The sequence below is a fragment of the Amycolatopsis sp. MEPSY49 genome, assembly GCF_051337345.1.
Classification (GTDB): Bacteria; Actinomycetota; Actinomycetes; order Mycobacteriales; family Pseudonocardiaceae; genus Amycolatopsis.
Genome location: NZ_JBDLYJ010000005.1, coordinates 176,444 through 194,597, shown reverse-complemented (window position 1 = coordinate 194,597; position 18,154 = coordinate 176,444). Strand labels below are relative to the sequence as shown.

Genomic DNA, 18,154 nt, shown 5'->3' with positions numbered 1-18,154 from the left:
GCCCCGATGATCGCCGCGGTGGTGTTTCCTCGCCGTTAGCGGCACCGGTAGAGCGTGTCCGCGCCGCCGACCCGCACCGGGCCGCCGTCCTGCGCGGGTGCCTTCCGGCCGCCGTACGCGCCCGCGTCGACGGTCGTGCAGTGCTGCTCGATCCAGCGTTGGCGTTCGCTCTGCACGGCGCTGCGCTGCCTGCCCTGCACGGTGCTCGCGCTGCTCAGTACGTACCGCAGCCTGCCTTCGGCGAGCCAGCGGTCGAGCTGCGCGACCGACGGCGCGTTGTCGCGGCCGCCGAAGCCGCCCATGCCGATGACGGTCGCGTCCGAGTCGATGAGGAACGGCGCGACGCTGCTCGCCTCGGCGTTCACCGCGAGGGTGATCTCGGTGCCGTCGCGGCGGGCGTAGTCGAGGATGCGGCGTTGTTCGTCGGACAGCGTGGCGGTGCCGTCGCCGCCGCCGGCGATCATCAACCGGGGCGCCGGGCCGGGCCCGCCTTGCCCGCCGGGGCCGCCGGGTCCGCCGGCCATGACCGGGCCGCTGGGAGCGCCCGGTCCGGTGACGGGCCCGGCGGCGGGCAGGGTCCCGGCCGACGTGCTCTGCGCGGCGGCGTACGACCACACGGCGGGCGTGAGCAGCAGCGGCACCAGCGCGGCGGCGAGCGTCCAGCGGTCGCGCGCGACGAGCAGGCCCGCGATGGCCGCCACGGCGGTGCCGGCGACCGCCCAGCGCGTCCAGCCGTGGAACGACGTGTCGCGCGAGGTCAGGACGAACGCCCAGGCCGCGGTCAGCGCGATGGCCAGGGGGAGCAGGGTCCGCCGGTGTCGGCGCCACAGCAGCGCCAGTCCGGCGGCGGAGACCGCGGCGACGGCGGGGGCCATCGCCGTCGTGTAGTACGGGTGCCAGATGCCGCCGGCGAAGCTGAAGACAACGGCCGTCACGAGCAGCCAGCCGCCCCACAGCAGCCAGCCGGCGTCGCGCCACCGGCGGCCGATGACGACCAGGACGACGAGGGCCAGCGGCAGCAGCCACGAGATCTGCCCGCCGACCAGGTCGTTGAACATCCGGCCCGGTCCGGGGTCGCCGCCGAAGGAGCTCATGGTCTGCTGGCCGTTGCGCATGATCATCATGCCGCCGCCTTCGCCGTCGCCGGAGAGGCGGCCGAAGCCGTTGTAGCCGAAGACGAGGTCCCACGCGGAGCCGTCTTCACTGCCGCCCATGTAGGGCTTCGCGCCGGGCCACCAGTCGTACAGCGCGATCCACCAGAACGACGAGACGACGAGTACGAGGCCGGCGCCGAGGACGTCCAGCAGCCTGCGCTTGAGCGGCCCGTTCGTCCCGGCGAGGTAGGCGGCGACCAGCGCGGGGACGATGATCCACGCCTGCAGCATCTTGGTGAGGAAGCCGCAGCCGACGAAGAAGGCGCACCACCACAGCCAGTGCCGGCCGTCCCGGAGCGCGCGGGTGAGCGCGTACGCGGCGGCGACGAGGAAGAGGACGAGCAGGGTGTCGGGGTTGTTGTCGCGGTTGATGATGACGGTGACCGGGGTCAGCGCGAGGATGGCGGCGGCCAGCAGGGCGACGTTCTCGCCGGCCCAGATCCGGACGGTGCGGTGCAGCAGGAACACCGCGGCGACGCCTTCGAGGACCTGGGGCAGCAGGAGGGCCCAGCCGTGGAAGCCGAAGACCAGGACGGAGAGGGCTTGCGGCCACAGGGCCATCGGCGGTTTGTCGACGGTGACGACGCCGTAGGGGTCGAAGGAGCCGAAGAGGAAGTTGGTGAAGCTCTCGGTCATCGACTTGACGGCGGCGGAGTAGTAGGTGTTGCCGAGCTGCCCGTCGCCGATCTTCCAGGCGTAGAGCACGGCGGCGCCGAGGCAGACGAGGGGAAGCGCCCAGGAGCGGGTCTTCGCGGGAGCGGCGGTGATCATGACCGCCACCCAACTCCGGCCCGCGTTTCCCGGGCGTTTCTACTCCGACTCGAGGTCACCTTCCAGTGACAGGTACACCTCGCGCATCTTCGCGAGCAGCTCCGGATCCGGCTCCTCCCACAGCCCCCGGTCCGCGGCTTCGTTCAACCGCTCCACGATCCCCCGCAGCGCCCACGGGTTCGCCTGCCGCAGGAACTCCTGGTTCACCTCGTCCAGCACGTACGACTCGGTCAGCTTCTCGTACATCCAGTCGCCGACCACGCCCGCCGTCGCGTCGAAGCCGAACAAGTAGTCCACGGTGGCCGCCAGCTCGAACGCTCCCTTGTAGCCGTGGCGTCGCATCGCCGCCAGCCAGCGCGGGTTGACCACGCGGGCGCGGAACACCCGGGCCGTCTCCTCGCCCAACGTCCGGGTGCGGACCGCGTCCGGGGACGTGCTGTCGCCCACATAGGACGCCGGCGCCGTGCCCGTCAGCGCGCGGACCGTCGCGATCATCCCGCCGTGGTACTGGAAGTAGTCGTCCGAGTCCGCGATGTCGTGCTCGCGCGTGTCCGTGTTCTTCGCCGCCACCACGATGCGCTTGTACGAGTTCTCCATGTCCTCGCGCGCCGGCCGGCCGTCCAGGTCACGGCCGTACGCGAAACCGCCCCAGACCGCGTAGACCTCCGCCAGGTCCTTGTCGTCGCGCCAGTTTCCGCTGTCCATCAGGGGCAGCAAACCCGCGCCGTACGCTCCCGGCTTCGAACCGAAGATCCGTGTCGTCGCCCGGCGGGAGTCGCCGTGCGCGGCCAAGTCCGCGGAAACGTGTGCCCGCACGAAGTTCTCCGACGACGGTTCGTCCAACGAGGCCACCAGGCGCACCGCGTCGTCCAGCAACGTGATCACGTGCGGGAACGCGTCCCGGAAGAAGCCGCTGATCCGGATCGTCACGTCGATGCGGGGCCGGCCCAGCTCCGCGAGGGGAATGGCTTCGATCCCCGTCACCCGCCGCGAAGCTTCGTCCCACACCGGCTGGACGCCCAGCAGCGCCAGGACTTCCGCGGCGTCGTCGCCCGACGTGCGCATCGCCGACGTTCCCCACACCGACAGCCCGACCGAGCGCGGCCAGTCGCCGTTGTCTTCGCGATAGCGGCGAAGCAGCGAGTCCGCCAATGCCTGTCCCGTCTCCCACGCCAGCCGGCTGGGGATGGCCTTCGGGTCGACCGTGTAGAAGTTACGCCCGGTCGGCAGGACGTTCACCAGCCCGCGCAACGGCGAGCCGCTCGGCCCCGCCGGGATGTACCCGCCGTCCAGCGCGTGCAGCACCGCGTCCAGCTCCGCCGACGTCCCCGCCAGCCGGGGCACGATCTCGGAAGCCGCGAACGAAAGAACGCGAGCGACGTCGGGGTCCGGCGCCACCGAAGCGACCGCGGTGACGTCCCAGCCCCGCATCTCCATCGTCTGGACGAGTTCACGCGCCGTCGTCTCGACCGCGTCCACTTCGGACAGAGGCGCGTCTTCCTTCAGCCCCAACGCGGACCGCAGACCCGGCACCGCGCCCTGCTTGCCGCCCCACATCTGCTGCGCCCGCAGCATCGCCAGCACCAGGTTGACCCGCGCTTCGCCGACCGGCGCCGAACCCAAGACGTGCAGCCCGTCGCGGATCTGCGCGTCCTTGACCTCGCACAGCCAGCCGTCGATGTGCAGCAGGAAGTCGTCGAACTCCGCGTCGTGCGGGCGCTCGTCGACGCCGAGGTCGTGGTCCAGCTTCGCGGCCTGGATCAACGTCCAGATCTGCGCGCGGATCGCGGGCAGCTTCGCCGGGTCCATCGCCGCGATGTTCGCGTGCTCGTCGAGCAGCTGCTCCAGCCGCGCCAGGTCGCCGTAGGACTCCGCGCGCGCCATCGGCGGGATCAGGTGGTCGACGATCGTCGCGTGCGCCCGCCGCTTCGCCTGCGCGCCCTCGCCCGGGTCGTTGATCAGGAACGGGTACACCAGCGGGAGGTTCCCGAGGACGGCGTCGGGCGCGCACGACGCCGACAGCCCCGCAGTCTTGCCCGGCAGCCACTCGAGCGATCCGTGCTTGCCCAGGTGGACGACCGCGTGCGCGCCGAACTCCTCCTCCAGCCACCGGTACGCGGCCAGGTAGTGGTGGCTCGGCGGCAGGTCCGGGTTGTGGTAGATCGCGACGGGGTTTTCGCCGAACCCGCGCGGCGGCTGGATCATGATGATCACGTTGCCGCTCTGCAGCGACGCCAGCACGATGTCGCCGTTGTCGACGTACAGCTCGCCCGGCGCCGGGCCCCAGTGCTCCTCGACGCCCGCACGCAGCTCGGCCGGCAGCGCGTCGAACCACTCCTGGTACCGCGCGGCGGGGACGCGGATCGGATTGCCGGCCAGCTGTTCCTCGGTCAGCCACTCCGGGTCCTGGCCGCCGGCGGCGATCAGCGCGTGGATCAGCGCGTCGCCGTCGGGCTGGTCGGTGCCGGTCGGGTCGACGCCCGGGAACGCGTCCGGGCCGAGGTCGTAACCCGCGTCGCGCATCCGCCGCAGCAGCTCGATCGCCGACGCCGGCGTGTCCAGCCCGACCGCGTTGCCGACGCGAGAGTGCTTCGTCGGGTACGCGGACAACATCAGCGCGATCCGTCGAGAAGCCGGCGGAGTATGACGCAGCCGGGCGTGCGCCAGCGCGATGCGGGCGACGCGGGACGCGCGCTCGGCGTCCGGCACGTACCGGGGGAGACCGTCCTCGTCGAGCTCCTTGAACGAGAACGGCACCGTGATCAGCCGCCCGTCGAACTCCGGGACGGCCATCTGGTTCCCGGCGTCGAGCGGCGAGAGGCCGTCGTCGTTGGCCGCCCACGTCTCGCGGTCGCTGGTCAGGCACAGCGCCTGCAGGATCGGGACGTCGAGCGCGGCCATCTCGGCGACGTCCCACGCCTCGTCGTCACCCCCGGCGCCCACCTCGGACGGCCGCGTGCCGCCCGCCGCGAGCACGGTCACCAGGAGGGCGTCCACGGTTGCCAGCTCGGCCATCATCTCCGGCTCGCGCGTACGCAGCGAAGCACAGTAGATCGGCAACGCGCGCCCGCCCGCCGCCTCGATCTCGTCGGCGAGCGCGTGGACGAAGTTCGTGTTCCCGGAAAGGTGATGGGCCCGGTAGTACAGGATGCCGATGACCGGGCCGTCGCCCCGCGAAGGACGTTCGAGAACGCCCCACGAAGGTTGCTGGGCGGGCGGCTCGAAGCCGTCGCCGGTGAGCAGGAGCGTGTCGGAGAGGAACCGGTGCAGCTGGGTGAGGTTCGCCGGGCCGCCCTGCGCGAGGTAGGCGTGGGCTTCGGCCGCGATGCCGGCCGGGACGGTCGAGAGCTTCATCAGCTCGGCGTCCGGCGTCTGCTCCCCGCCCAGGACGACGACGTGCGCGCCCGACGCCCGCAGCGTGTCCAGGCCGTCCTGCCAGGTCCGCGGGGTGCCGAGGATGCGCACGACCACGATCCGCACGCCTTCGAGCAGGCCCGGCAGTTCGGCGACGTCGATGCGCGACGGGTTCGCCAGCCGGAAGTCCGCGTCGGCGGAACGGGCGCTGAGCAGGTCGGTGTCCGAAGTGGACAGAAGCAGGATCACGAGGTTCCTCCTCGGGGTCCGCGCCCCGGGTAGACGGGCGCGCCGGCCGGAGTTCCTGGCTCCCGGGGACCCGCCGACGCACTCCCTCCCGCGGAGGCGGCATCGACCCAGTCCCCGATGACAGTGGCGGGACCGCCCCGGACTCTCACCGGGTTCCTCCACCTGCCGACGCGTGGGTATCGGCTCCACTCTCCGGTGCCGGTCGAGGTGCGTCAAGGTGACGTTGACCCGGCGCTGGGTAACCTGGCGGCTTGGAAGCCTTCGTCCGTGACTTCACCGCGGCCCAGTCGAGCCGCGGGCCCTACCGCCGAGCGACCGCGGCCGAGCTGGCGGCCGCCGAAGCCGGGTTCGCCGCGTTCCTCGACCGGGCTCCGCACGACCTCGGCGAGCTGGGCTTTTCGGTCAGCGACGACTCACTCGTCGTCCAGGAGCCCGGCTCCGAGCGCGCCTGGGGCCTGTACGCCGTCGACCGGTCCGCGCCGCCGTCACTGGTGGTCGAGGCGCCGCACGCGTCGTCCGACCTGCGCACCGAGCTGGTCGGCCTCGAGCTCTTCCGGCGCACGCCGGGCGCGATCCTCGCGGTCGGCGGGGCCCACCGGCGCCGCGAAGACCCCGCGCACGACACCGGGACCGTCTTCCACGTCGTCACGACGCTGCTGGCCCGGCGCGGCCTGCCGCAGGTCCAGCTGCACGGCTTCAACGACACCACGCTGACCACGGCGGACGTCGTGCTCTCGGCCGGAGCCGTCGAAGCCGGGGACGCCGCCCGCCGGGCGGCGGACCGTCTTGCCGAGGCCGGGTTCCGCGTCTGCCGGGCCTGGGAAGAGCCTTGCCGGGGCCTGGCCGGGACCACGAACGTCCAGAGCCAGGCCGCCGGCGGCGCGCCGTTCCTGCACGTCGAGCTGAACCGGACCGTCCGCGAGACCCGCCGGGACGACGTCGTCGACGCCCTGGTCGACGCCGACTTCACCAAGCCCTAAGCGGACCGCTCGCCCAGCCGCGGGAACGGCTTGGTCGAGAACAGCACTTCGACGGACACCTCGAAGAACTCGGCGATCCGGAGGGCCAGGTACAGCGACGGGCTGTACTCGCCGCGTTCCAGGTAGCCGATCGTCTGGTAGTGCACGCCCAGCGCCTCCGCCAGCTGGCGGCGCGAGATCGACCGCTCCGCGCGCAACATCGCGATCCGGTTGTAGACGACCTCACTCATCACTACCCCACACGCTGCATGGCCTTCTGCCGCCGCTGCGCCACCGACGAGCCCGCCTCGCGTCGCGCCATGCGGCGGAGCAGGACCGGGGCCAGCACGAAGCCGAGCACCGCCCAGGCGAGGAGCACCGCGACCGTCGCCACCGGCCGCCACGACTGGCCGATCTCGACGACGACCGCGCCGTCCGGCAGCAGGGCCGAACGCATCCCGAGGCCGAGCCAGTACATCGGGAACACCTGCGCGATGTCCTGCACCCACACCGGCAGCGCCGTGATCGGGTAGAAGATCCCCGAGATCGCGCCCATGGCCATGACCGGCAGGGTGATCAGCCCGATCGACCGGGCGCTGTTGGTCAGCGACCCGAGCGCCGCACCGATCGGCATCGTCGCGGCCATGCCGAGCAGCAGCACACCGAGCAGGTGCACGAACGACCAGCCGCCGTCCGGCGCCAGCGCGGAGAAGGCGAACAGGCACGGGATCAGGACCGCGGAGATCGACGTGAGCTGGGCGAGCGTCAGCGCGGTCGTCTTCCCGACCAGGTAGCCGAGCATCCCGTTCGGGGTCGCCTTGGCGCGCAGCAGCGTGCCGTCCTCGCGGTCGATGGCCAGGTAGCCGGCCGTGCCGGTCAGGCCCTGGAACACGATGCCGGCGCCGAGCACGCCGGGCACGGTCACCGCGCCGAGCGAGAACGACGTGCCGGGCAGCGTGGCGTTGCGCATGAAGAACAACGTACCGAGGAAGAGCAGCACGAAGACGACCTGCCCGATCACGTCGTCGAGGTTGGTCCACGTCTGCTTGAACTCGATCCAGCCGCGGGCCACCCCGGCCCGCACGGCGACGGTGTTCATCGCGCACCCGCTTCCTGGAGGCCGATCTCGGTTTCGCCGCCGGCTTCCGCGCGGTGGACCAGCGTCATGTAGGTGTCCTCCAGCGACGCCCGCCGCACCTCGAGGTCCGAGACGGCTTCGCCGTGCTGCTTGAACAGGTCGTACACGTACTTCGTCGCTTCGGTCGTCGAGTGGACGAAGCGCTGACCGTCGATCGTCCAGCGGACCTCGGCCTCGCCGGAGATCTGCCGCGACAGCGCGTCGGCCGACCCGTCGGCGACGATGCGCCCGCCGTTGAGGATGAGGATCCGGTCGGCCAGCTTCTCGGCCTCGTCGAGGTCGTGCGTGGTGAGCAGGATCGTGGTGTCCAGCTCGTCGGACAGCCGGTGCACCAGGTCGTGGAACTCCCGCCGTGCCTCCGGGTCGAAACCCGCGGTGGGCTCGTCGAGGAACAGCAGCTCGGGGCGCCCGACGATGCCGATCGCGACGTCGACCCGCCGCCGCTGGCCGCCGGAGAGGTTCTTGATCTTCTTCTGCGCGTGCTCGGTGAGCCCGACGGCCGCGATCAGCTCGTCGGCGTCCCACGGCCGCGGGTGCGACGCCGTCGAGTACGGCGCGTAGTAGCGGCCGAGGTGCGCGAGCAGCTCCCGCACGCGCCACTTCCCGTGGTCGCGCCAAGACTGGAGCACGACCCCCAGCCGCGCCCGCCAGTCCTCGCCGCCGTGCGCCGGGTCGGCGCCCAGGACGTCGACCTCGCCCGCCGACCGCATGCGGAACCCCTCGAGGATCTCGATCGTCGTCGTCTTGCCCGCGCCGTTCGGCCCGAGCAGGCACACGACCTCGCCCCGGTGGGCCTCGAATTCGACGTCGTGGAGCACGTCGTTCGCGCCGTAGCGCATCCGCAGCCCGCGCACGCGGACCACGGGAACAGCTGGATCTCTCATCTCGCCAACCCCCATCGGACTGATGCGATCGAATGTAGCACAACTACTACATTCGATCAGAGTTCTGCTGCGCCGGGAACTTGACCGGCGGTCACCCGGTTCGCCGGGCATGGGTACCTGGCTGGGGCTGGCTCTTCCGGGCGGCGTCGTGATCCTGCTGGTCATGGCCGCGATCGAACTGCGGCCGCGCAAGAGCGGCTCGCGCTTCAAGGCACGGCTGTCCGCGACATACATCGAAGAGACCACCGCGTTCCTCTACGGCACCAAGCGGCGTGAGCTGGAACACCGGGAAACGATGTCGATGCTCGTCGAGCAGGACGCCGAAGGCGCGCCTCCCTGGCGTGACGTGGACTTGGACGCCGGGATCGCCCGGATCCGGCCCCGCTCGGACTCGCCGGAGCCCGAAAACCGCCAGCTACAGTGACCTCATGCCGACCCCAGCGCGTGTGCGAGCCGACGCGTGCCCGGGTGTTTTCGCACCCCACGACGCCGCCGACGGCCCGTTGGCCCGCGTCCGGCTGCCCGGCGGTGCGGTTTCCGCGGCGCAGCTGCGCGCGCTGGCCGACTGCGCCGAGGCGTGCGGCGACGGCGACCTCCACCTCACCTCGCGCGGCAACGTCCAGCTGCGCGGCGTGACCCGGCCCGGCCTCGCGGCGCGCCTGACCGACGCGGGCCTGTTGCCTTCGCCGTCGCACGAGCGGGTCCGGAACGTCCTCGCGTCGCCGTTGAGCGGGGTGCGCGGCGGGCTCGCCGACGTCCGCGGCCTGGCCGCTTCGCTCGACGATCGGTTGTGCGCCACCCCCGAGCTGGCCTCGCTGCCGGGCCGGTTCCTCTTCGCCTTCGACGACGGACGCGGTGACGTCGCCGGCGAAGGCGCCGACGTCTGCTGGCTGGCTCTCGACGCGGACGAAGGGACTTTGCTGCTCGCGGGCGGCGACACCGGCCGTCGTGTGGCGCGCGCCGACGCCGTGGCGGCGCTCGTCGAGGTCGCGCTGGAGTTCGGCCGGGCGCGTGGATCCGCTTGGCGCGTCGCCGAACTCGACGACCCGGCCTGGCGCGGGACGCCCGTGGCGCGGGCCGACGTCGAAGTCCCGGCCGGGCTGATCGAGCGGGACGGCGGCTGGGCCGCGGGTGTCGTGCCGCGCTTCGGGCAGCTGACCGCCGAACAAACCCGCGCGCTGGCCGAGTTCGGCCCGGCGCTGGTCACGCCGTGGAAGTCGCTGGTCCTGCCGGACGTCCCCGCCGACGTCTTCGAGCGGCTCGGTTTCGGCGGCGTCGCTTTGGGGACCACCGCGTGCATCGGCCGGCCGGGTTGCGCGAAGTCCCGCGCCGACGTGCGGGCCGACGCCGTCTTCCGGCCGGGCCTGCGCGCGCACTTCTCGGGCTGCGAACGGCGGTGCGGAAAGCCGTCGCAGTCCCATGTGGACGTCGTCGCCGAAGCGGGCGGCTACCGCATCGACGGCCGCTGGGTGCCGCTCGACGAGATGGAAGGGAAGCTGTGATCGACTACCTGCGGGACGGTGCCGAGATCTACCGGCATTCGTTCGCCACGATCCGCGAAGAGGCGGACCTGGCGATCCTGCCCGACGACGTGGCGGGCCTGGCGGTCCGGATGATCCACGCCTGCGGCATGGTCGATCTGGTCGACGACCTGCGCTACACGCTCGACGTCGTCGAGTCCGGCCGCGCCGCGCTCGAGGCGGGCGCGCCGGTCCTGTGCGACGCGCAGATGATCGCCAGCGGCGTCACGCGGCGCCGCCTGCCCGCGAACAACGAAGTCCTCTGCACTCTGTCGGACCCCAGCGTTCCTTCGCTCGCGGAGCGGATGGGCACCACGCGGTCGGCGGCGGCGCTGGAACTGTGGCGCGACAAGCTGCCCGGCTCGGTCGTGGCGATCGGCAACGCGCCGACGGCGCTGTTCCGCCTGCTGGAGATCCTCGACGAAGGCGTCGGCGCGCCCGCGGCGATCATCGGCGTGCCGGTCGGGTTCGTCGGCGCGGTCGAGTCCAAAGTGGAGCTCGCCAAGCGGGCCCCGGCGCCCTATCTGGTGGTGCACGGACGCCGTGGTGGCAGCGCGATGGCCGTGGCCGCGATCAACGCACTGGCGAGCGCCGAAGAATGACCGGGACCCTGTACGGCGTCGGGCTCGGCCCCGGCGACCCGGAACTGATGACGGTCAAAGCGGCGCGGCTGATCTCCGAGGCTTCGGTGATCGCGTACCACTGCGCGCGGCACGGGCGCAGCATCGCGCGGTCGGTGGCCGAGCCGTACCTGCGCGAGGGGCAGATCGAGGAGAAGCTCGTCTACCCGGTCACGACCGAGACGACCGACCACCCCGGCGGGTACGAAGGCGCGATCGCCGACTTCTACGAGCTGAGCGCGAAGCGGCTCGCCGAGCACCTCGACGCCGGCCGTGACGTCGTCCTGCTCTGCGAGGGCGACCCGTTCTTCTACGGCTCCTACATGTACATGCACGAACGGCTTTCCGGCCGCTTCGAGGCGGTGGTCGTGCCCGGGGTGACCTCGGTGAGCGCGGCGTCGTCGGTCTTCGGCCGCCCGCTGGTGCAGCGCGACGAGGTGCTGACGGTCCTCCCGGGCACGCTCCCGGCCCCGGAGCTGGCCCGGCGCCTGGCGGACACCGACGCGGCGGCGGTGCTGAAGCTGGGCCGCACGTTCTCGTCCGTGCGGGAGGCGTTCGCCGAGGCGGGCAAGCTGGACGACGCCGTCTACGTCGAGCGCGCGACGTGGGGACAGCAGCGGGTCGAGCCCTTGGCGGACGTGGATCCTTCGACCGTTCCGTACTTTTCGTTGGCGTTGCTGCCTTCGCCTGCCTATGCCTCGCGGCAGAAGCCGGCGCCCGCGCCGGCGGTCCCCGCGGCATCGGGTGAGGTCGTGGTCGTGGGTCTCGGCCCGGCGGGCCCGGAGTGGCTGACTCCGGAAGCCGCTTCGGAGCTGGACGCGGCGGAACACGTCGTCGGGTACGGGCCGTACGTCGCGCGGGTGCCGCAGAAAGCGGGCCAGCAGCGGCACGCGTCGGGCAACCGGGTCGAGGCGGACCGTGCTCGCGAGGCGTTGTCCCTGGCCGCTTCCGGCTCGCGGGTCGCGGTCGTGTCCTCGGGCGACCCGGGCGTGTTCGCGATGGCGTCGGCGGTGCTGGAGCAGGTCGCGGCCGGCCACGGCGCGGGGGTGCGGGTCCGGATCGTCCCGGGCGTGACGGCGGCCCAGGCGGCGGCGTCCCGGGTGGGGGCGCCGCTGGGGCACGACTACTGCGTGCTGTCGCTGTCGGATCGCTTGAAGCCGTGGGAGATCATCGAAAAGCGCCTCGACGCGGCGGGCGCGGCGGACCTGGTGCTGGCGCTGTACAACCCGGCTTCGCGGTCCCGGACGACCCAGCTCGCCGACGCCTGTTCCGTGCTGCTCCGCCACCGCGCCCCGGCGACCCCGGTCGTGGTCGCGCGGGACGTCGGCGGCCCGGAGGAGGACATCAGGATCACCACGCTGGGCGAACTGGATCCGTCCACAGTGGATATGCGGTGCCTGCTGATCGTGGGGTCCAGCCGGACCCGGGCGGAAGACGGTGTCGTCTGGACCCCACGCAGCTACTAGCCGAGCGCGTTCAGGAACGCCGGGCCGTTGGGCGAGCCGATGCCCGTGACGTCGTCGTAGCCGTCGCGGACGTGGATCGTCAGCACGGCGTCGGCGTCCAGCGAACGCAGGCTCGCCGCCGAGTACCCGGCCGAGGCGTCCACCGAGTTGTTGTAGTTGACCCGGGCGACCGCCATCGGCGACGGCGGCTGCTTGACGTCGTGGAACGCCGAGCTGCCCGCCTTCGCGTACAGCAGCGGGTTGGCGAAGCCGAACGTGTGCCCCGCCCGCTGCTGCGCCAGCGCGACGAACGCGGCGAACAGCGGCGACGCCAGGCTCGTGCCGCCGATGCGGTACTCGCTGTACTTCGCCGTGCCGTCCGGGAACGCTTGCGTCTGCCCGACCAGGAAACCGGTGTTCGGGTCGGCCAGCGCGGCCACGTCCGGCACCGCGCGCATCGGCCGCGGGCGGGCGCCGTTCGCCGTCGCGATGGTGTTCGGCACCACGCCGGCCTGGTACGCGGGCTGGGTGAACAGCCGGCTCGTCCCGCCGCCGGCGCCGCCGAAGAACTCACCCGGCGGAGTCGGTACCCAAGCGCCGTCCGTCAGCGTCGACCGCCCGGTCTCCCAGCCGGTCTCGAAGAGGTATTCGCCGTTCTTGCCGACGCCGAGCGACGTCCCGCCGACCGCGGTCACCCACGGGCTCGACGCGGGCCAGTCCGGCGTCGCGTTCGGGTAATTCGCGGCGATGCCGTCGGTCTCGTCGGCGTTGTCCCCGCTGGAGAAGTAGACGCCGATGCCGGTCGCCGCGGCCTCGATGAGCGTGTCGTTGAACGGCTTGACGTAGCCGGCCGGCAGCAGCTCGGTCGAGAACCCGTAGGAGTTCGTCACGATCGAGGCCAGGTGCTGGTCGACGACGTGGTTCATCGCCGCGTCGAGGTCCTGGTAGTTGTTCGGGGCACCGACGTACACGATGTTCGCGCCCGGCGCGATGCTGTGCACCGCCTCGACGTCCAGGGTCTCCTCGCCGTACCAGCCCTGCGGGTCCTGCTTCGGGTTCTGCGGCCGACGGTACACGCCGGGCGGCGCGACCTGGGTGAACTGGTTGCCGGACAGCTGCGGCAGGCCGTGCAGGCGGGAGTAGGTGTTGACGTCGGAGACGATCGTCGGTGACGCGTAGGCGTCGATGATCGCGACGGTCTGGCCCGTGCCGTCGGTGCCGGCCGCGATGGCCTGCTGGACTCCGTAGGCGCTCTGCAGCTGCGCGGGTGTGTACCCGCACGGCGCCCACGGGTTCGGGTGCCCGTAGGCGTCCGGCACCTTGACGCCGTCCGGGGCGAGCGTGGTCGCGGTGGTCTTCTCGCCGTAGTAGGCCGAGCACGGCGGCGCGTTGACGAACGCGGGCGACGGCGTCGCGGCCGGGCCGGCGGACGGCTGCAGCAGCGCGAACGACTCGTCGAGCCCGACGACCGACGTGACGCTCGCCGGCAGACCGGCGGGCAGCGACAGGTCCTGCTCCGGCGCGCGGAGCGTCTTGCCGGCGACCCGGTACTCCCCGAAGCTCGTGCCGAACGCGGCCGCGGCCTGCGCGACGGTGCCCTCGGCCTGCACGTACCGGCGGTTGCCCGGCGTGTAGCCGACGTCGAAGCCGGCCTTGCGCAGCCACTGCTGCACTGTGGTGACGTCGTTCTGCGACGGCGCGAACCGCTGCCGGAACTGCGCGGCCGTGAGGTAGTGGCCGTAGCCGGCGGAGCCCGGCGTCGAGACGCTGCTCGCCGTGGCGGCCGCGTCGCCGGTCCAGCCGAGGTAAACGCGGAACGCCACATTGTCCGCCGAATTCGCCGCCCCGGTCCGGGCGGACGATTTCGCCCAGGCCGGGGTGCTGCCCGGCAACGGGGTCCGCTCGCTCGCCGCGGCGGCCCCGGTCAGCAGACCGGCGGTCGTCACGGCCGTGGCGGCCAGTGCGATCAGCCGGAGCACGGATCTGCGCATCACTGGTCCTCCTCGGGAAGTCCTCGCCCCGGCGACGCTGGAGGGGCGAGGGGAAAACTAGTTCCGGAAATCGGAAGTAGCCAGTTTCGTGATCGAGTCGATGCCGGTAACGGATATTTCGGGCGGTGTCTTTTTCACGCATTAATCGCGTTAACCGGGCGGGAATTGAATTGCGCCACTGACGGTAGAGCGGCGTCCCGTGCGACCGCCCGGTCGGCGGTACCGATACCGTGGGCGTCCGTGTGGGGAGCAGCGTCCGAAGTGGCCAGAGCGGAACGGGCACTGCACCGCCGGACGGCGTTGGCCTGCGCCGCGGCGGAGGACGCGGGTGTGCCCGGCCGCTTCCGCGTGTGGGAGCGCGGGGGCCTGCTGGCCGTGCTCGCGACGGATCCCGCGCTCGGCTTTCTGGCGACGGTGTCCGGGGTGACGCCCGAGAAGGTCTCGGCGGCGGCCGACCTGGTCGATGAGCCCGTCTGGAACGGCGTGCGGTCGGCGGTGGTGACCGACGGCCTCCCGATGCCGGGGTTCGTGCGGACGGACGACCGCCTCCTGGCCACCAAACGCCTGCGGCGCCATCGCGCGGTGTCGTCGGAAGCGGTCGACGCGGATGTCTTCTTGAATGTCCTGCTGGCGGGTTTCGAAGCGCGGGGGATGGTCGCCCGGTTCATGGCCGCGGAACACCGGCTCCCGGAGCTCCGGCGGTTCCTGGTGCGGGAGGGAGAGAAACCGATCGCGGCGGCGGGCATGACGATCCACGACGAGGTGGCCGTGCTCGGAGCGGCGTCGACCCTGCGCGCGCACCGAGGCCGCGGCGCGCAGCTGGAGCTGCTGCACCGCCGGCTGGCGGTGGCGGCCGCGGAGGGCTGCACCCTCGCCGTGGCGACGGCCCGCCCCGAATCGGCGAGCGCGGCCAATCTGGAGCGGGCCGGGTTCCGCCTCCACCGCCGTCAGACGTGGCGGAAACCCTGACTCAGCGCGTCGGGTCCTTGCCGTTCGGCTGGCTCGGTCCCGGTCCCGGCGACCACCATCCCGGCACGGTCTTCTCCCCGTGGACCACGGTCGGCGCGATGCCCTCCGTGAACGGCTCGATCTGCAGCAGCTGGCCCCACGACTGGCTCGGCTGCCCGATCAGGTAGCTCGGCACCTCGGGTTCCTCCGCCAGCTCCTCGAGCCACCCGATCGGCCCGCCGTTCGTCGACGACGCCCACTGGGCCTCGTCCGCCAGGCCGCCCGCCGTGATGCGGTACTCCGGGACCTGGGAGATCCCGTCGTGGGATGTCACCGGCTGGACGCACGGGTACACGAACGACGCCGGCCAGTCGACGTACACCGGCTTCGAGCCGATCTTGTCCGTCAGCGTCGTGAACGTCGGGACGCGCGGGGCCGACGCCGCGATCCAGCCGTCCTCCGTCAGGTCGTTGTCGACGATGTTGATGCGGACCGCGTTCGTCTCCGGCGGCAGGTCGCGCAGGTTGATGCGCGTGTCGTTCCAGCCGCCCGTGCCCGAGCCCGGGGGGAGCATGAACTGGCTGCGCAGGATCTTGACGCCCTCCGGCGTGTCGACGCCGTAGTCGAGGCTCACCGACGTCGGGCGGCGGGCCGCACCCGCCGTCGCCACCACGATCTGGCCGTCCGCCGGCTTCTCCGTCAGCGCGTACCAGTCGCTGCGCAGGCGGCCCGCGCGCGTCTCCGGGTCGAGGTAGCTCGACCACATCGGCACGGTCTCCGGGGTGAACCCGTGCGGCGGCTCGGCCAGCGGGTCCTTGTCGTCGACCGCGCGGGTGTGGAAGCCCGTCTGGACGCGGCCGTTGTCCTGGTCCGGGTTCGGCAGCGGCGAGTTCTCCGGTTCCTTCGGCTTCTCCGCGACCGTCCGCTGCTCGGACTGCGGGCGCAGGATGCTCGTCGCCGCGTCGCGCTCGACCATCACGTGGTCGGAGAGGTTGCAGCTCTTGCCGAACAGGTGCCCGATGTTGGCCGCGCCGAGGCTGTAGCTGCCGGACTGGTTGTGGATCGCCCACGCCATCGTGACGAACTCGCCCGCCGCCACCAGGCCGCAGACCACCACCAGCGACAGCGACCCGAGCCGCAACGCGCGCAGCCGGCCTTCCTGGGACTGGGCCGGCAGCCCCGGCCGGTGCGCGCGGACGTTCTCGACGAACGCGTAGATCCCGGCGACGGCGGCCGCGATCAGCAGGATCGTCGACAGCGGGATGCCGCCGACGGACGGCGCCACGTTCGTCCACTGGACGCCGAGGCGCGAGACGAACCAGTACGTGTTCGGGCCGGTCGCGGCGAGCGCGGCGACCACCAGCAGTGCCGAGAGGAAGGCCGCGCGGTTGCGTTTCGACCGCAGCACCGTCGAACTGGTCGCGAGCGCGGCCAGCGCGGCCATCGACGCGCCGACCGCGGCGAACGCGCCGAAGTGGTGCGTCCACTTCGTCGGCGTCAGGGCCAGCAGCAGGAAGAACAGCGCCGTCGTGCCGATCAGGCGGCGGGCCGGGCCGAGCGACGCGCCGGGGATGCGGCCGCGGCGCAGCAGCAGCACCAGGCAGGTGGCCGTGCAGAGCACGACCAGCAGCACCGGGAACCGGCGCGGCGCCGAGCCGTCCGGCAGGCTCTCGAACAGCAGCTGGTAGCGCGCGAGCTCCTGGAACCACGACAGGTTCGGGCCCACCTGGGTCCGGATCCGGGTCGCCTCCTGGACGGTCGCGAACGTCTGGTCGGCGAACACCACGACCAGCACCAGCAGCCCGGCGGCGGCGATGGGGGCGAGCACCGGGATCCAGCCGCTTTCGTTCGCGCGCTGGCGGATCAGCTTGAACAGGGGACGCGCGGCGACCAGGAACGGCGCCACCGCGATCAGCCCGGTCGGCGTCGCGGCGAGGGTGAACCCGGCCGCGGTCAGGCCGAGGCACATCGGCAGCATCCGGCGCGTCACCAGCGTGCGCTCCACCGCGCAGATCGCCAGCAGCGAGCCGAGCGCGGCCACCGGTTCCGGGCGGACGCCGTTGTTGTAGGGCATCCACCAGATCAGGAACACCGTCGCCGCGGCCCAGCTGGCCGGGCGGCTGGTGCGGATCTGGGTGCCGAGGCGCGGCATCACCTCGCGGCTGATCAGCAGCCAGCTGAGCACGCCGAGCAGGAACGACGGCAGCCGGATCCACGGCGGCACCACGCTGACGTGCGCCATCAGCTCGAAGACGTGGTAGAACCAGCCGAACGGCGCCTCGGCGACCCCGAACCAGCGGTGGTAGTTCGTCAGGAACCCGGTCTGCTCGGTGACCCGGGCCATCGTCAGGATGTAGCCGTCGTCCGAGGTCACCGGCCCGATGAAGACCCACGCGCCGAGCGCGGCGATCACCGTGGCGTCGCGCAGCGTCAGCCGCCACCAGCCGACCGGCGCCCAGCGCGGCGCGCGTCTCGCGGAGCCGGAGTCGCGGCGCCAGACCGCGATCATGCAGCCGATCAGCGACAGGATCGCGACCACGCCGACGCCGATCTTCAGCGCGGTCGGCGACGTCTGGTAGCGCGTGTCCGGCACGACCGAGACGTGCAGGCCGACGATCGGGTCCTTGCTCGAGTTGATCGAGGAGTAGATGCCGACCACGCGGGGCCGGACGTCGCCGTTCGCGTGGAAGATCGGCGTCCCGGCCACGGCCAGGGTCATCTGCGTCGCGTCGACGTCCAGCTCGACGTCGCACTTCTCGGCGGGCAGCGGCTGCTGGGCGATCTGCTGGCCCTGGCTGGAGGCGAACAGCACGCCGTTGTCGACGCGCAGCTGCAGGCCGACGCCCTTGCCGGCGTTCGGGTCGGTGCGGCCGTCCGGCACGGTGGCGAACAGCAGGCCCGGGCCGCCGGTCCGGGCGTCGACCGAGCGGATGGCCGCGCACGGCAGCTCGGCGCGCAGGTCCTGGGCCCAGTACCCGGTCAAGGGCGCGTTGACGGAGCGGGTGTCGCTGCCGGTCGGCCAGACGACCTCCGCCGTGTCCTGCACCACCGGCAGGAAGGGGAAAGCCAGCGCGCACAAGGCCGAGAGCAACCCCAGCGCTACGGCAATCAGACGCATCGG

Annotated in this window: 13 protein-coding genes and 1 riboswitch; of the genes, 6 read left to right on the top strand and 7 right to left on the bottom strand. The window is 72.2% G+C overall.

What is annotated here, in order from left to right; translation table 11 throughout:
- Positions 1-35 precede the first annotated feature (35 nt).
- Together ABFJ78_RS24010 and cobN are read right to left on the bottom strand one after the other, a co-directional pair.
- A complete protein-coding gene (locus ABFJ78_RS24010; RefSeq protein ID WP_436388597.1) occupies positions 36-1,925 on the bottom strand; it encodes an ArnT family glycosyltransferase in 1,890 nt (629 codons plus the stop codon).
- A gap of 39 nt (positions 1,926-1,964) precedes the next feature.
- Positions 1,965-5,528, bottom strand: a complete 3,564-nt coding sequence (cobN, locus tag ABFJ78_RS24005; protein ID WP_436388596.1) for a cobaltochelatase subunit CobN — start codon at positions 5,526-5,528, stop codon at positions 1,965-1,967.
- Positions 5,529-5,577: 49 nt separating this feature from the next.
- Positions 5,578-5,687, bottom strand: a riboswitch (cobalamin riboswitch).
- Between the two features lie 92 nt (positions 5,688-5,779).
- Between cobN and ABFJ78_RS24000 the strand changes: the two genes are divergently transcribed.
- Positions 5,780-6,508, top strand: coding sequence for a hypothetical protein (locus tag ABFJ78_RS24000; protein WP_436388595.1), 729 nt, complete (start codon positions 5,780-5,782; stop codon positions 6,506-6,508).
- Here the strand turns inward: ABFJ78_RS24000 and ABFJ78_RS23995 are convergent.
- From ABFJ78_RS23995 to ABFJ78_RS23985, 3 genes are read right to left on the bottom strand one after another with little or no spacing between them, the layout of a single operon-like run.
- Positions 6,505-6,738, bottom strand: coding sequence for a helix-turn-helix transcriptional regulator (locus ABFJ78_RS23995; protein ID WP_043784651.1), 234 nt, complete (start codon positions 6,736-6,738; stop codon positions 6,505-6,507). The genes ABFJ78_RS24000 and ABFJ78_RS23995 overlap by 4 nt on opposite strands.
- Before the next feature lie 2 nt (positions 6,739-6,740).
- Positions 6,741-7,586 carry an ABC transporter permease gene (locus ABFJ78_RS23990; protein WP_436388594.1) on the bottom strand — a complete coding sequence of 282 codons (846 nt, stop codon included), beginning with the start codon at positions 7,584-7,586 and terminating at the stop codon, positions 6,741-6,743.
- Positions 7,583-8,509: an ABC transporter ATP-binding protein gene (locus ABFJ78_RS23985; protein WP_436388593.1), complete on the bottom strand. Its 927-nt coding sequence runs from the start codon at positions 8,507-8,509 to the stop codon at positions 7,583-7,585. The genes ABFJ78_RS23990 and ABFJ78_RS23985 overlap by 4 nt, the downstream gene beginning before the upstream one ends.
- A gap of 109 nt (positions 8,510-8,618) precedes the next feature.
- On the opposite strand from ABFJ78_RS23985, the gene ABFJ78_RS23980 reads away from it, so the two are divergent.
- Genes ABFJ78_RS23980 through ABFJ78_RS23965 form a run of 4 tightly spaced genes read left to right on the top strand, consistent with a single transcriptional unit; the run spans position 8,619 to position 12,115 of the window.
- Positions 8,619-8,933, top strand: a complete 315-nt coding sequence (locus ABFJ78_RS23980; protein WP_436388592.1) for a DUF6191 domain-containing protein — start codon at positions 8,619-8,621, stop codon at positions 8,931-8,933.
- 4 nt (positions 8,934-8,937) lie between these two features.
- A complete protein-coding gene (locus ABFJ78_RS23975) occupies positions 8,938-10,011 on the top strand; it encodes a precorrin-3B synthase (RefSeq protein ID WP_436388591.1) in 1,074 nt (357 codons plus the stop codon).
- Positions 10,008-10,631, top strand: coding sequence for a precorrin-8X methylmutase (locus ABFJ78_RS23970; protein ID WP_436388590.1), 624 nt, complete (start codon positions 10,008-10,010; stop codon positions 10,629-10,631). Before ABFJ78_RS23975 ends, ABFJ78_RS23970 begins: the two co-directional genes overlap by 4 nt.
- Positions 10,628-12,115: a precorrin-2 C(20)-methyltransferase gene (locus ABFJ78_RS23965; protein WP_436388589.1), complete on the top strand. Its 1,488-nt coding sequence runs from the start codon at positions 10,628-10,630 to the stop codon at positions 12,113-12,115. The genes ABFJ78_RS23970 and ABFJ78_RS23965 overlap by 4 nt, the downstream gene beginning before the upstream one ends.
- Here ABFJ78_RS23965 and ABFJ78_RS23960 read toward each other — a convergent pair.
- Positions 12,112-14,085 carry a S53 family peptidase gene (locus tag ABFJ78_RS23960; protein ID WP_436388588.1) on the bottom strand — a complete coding sequence of 658 codons (1,974 nt, stop codon included), beginning with the start codon at positions 14,083-14,085 and terminating at the stop codon, positions 12,112-12,114. The genes ABFJ78_RS23965 and ABFJ78_RS23960 overlap by 4 nt on opposite strands.
- A 261-nt stretch (positions 14,086-14,346) precedes the next feature.
- Between ABFJ78_RS23960 and ABFJ78_RS23955 the strand changes: the two genes are divergently transcribed.
- Positions 14,347-15,054, top strand: a complete 708-nt coding sequence (locus ABFJ78_RS23955) for a GNAT family N-acetyltransferase (RefSeq protein ID WP_436388587.1) — start codon at positions 14,347-14,349, stop codon at positions 15,052-15,054.
- Between the two features lies 1 nt (position 15,055).
- Here the strand turns inward: ABFJ78_RS23955 and ABFJ78_RS23950 are convergent, their stop codons facing one another.
- Positions 15,056-18,151 (bottom strand): arabinosyltransferase domain-containing protein, encoded by a 3,096-nt coding sequence (locus ABFJ78_RS23950; RefSeq protein WP_436388586.1) that lies wholly within the window; start codon positions 18,149-18,151, stop codon positions 15,056-15,058.
- Positions 18,152-18,154 lie beyond the last annotated feature (3 nt).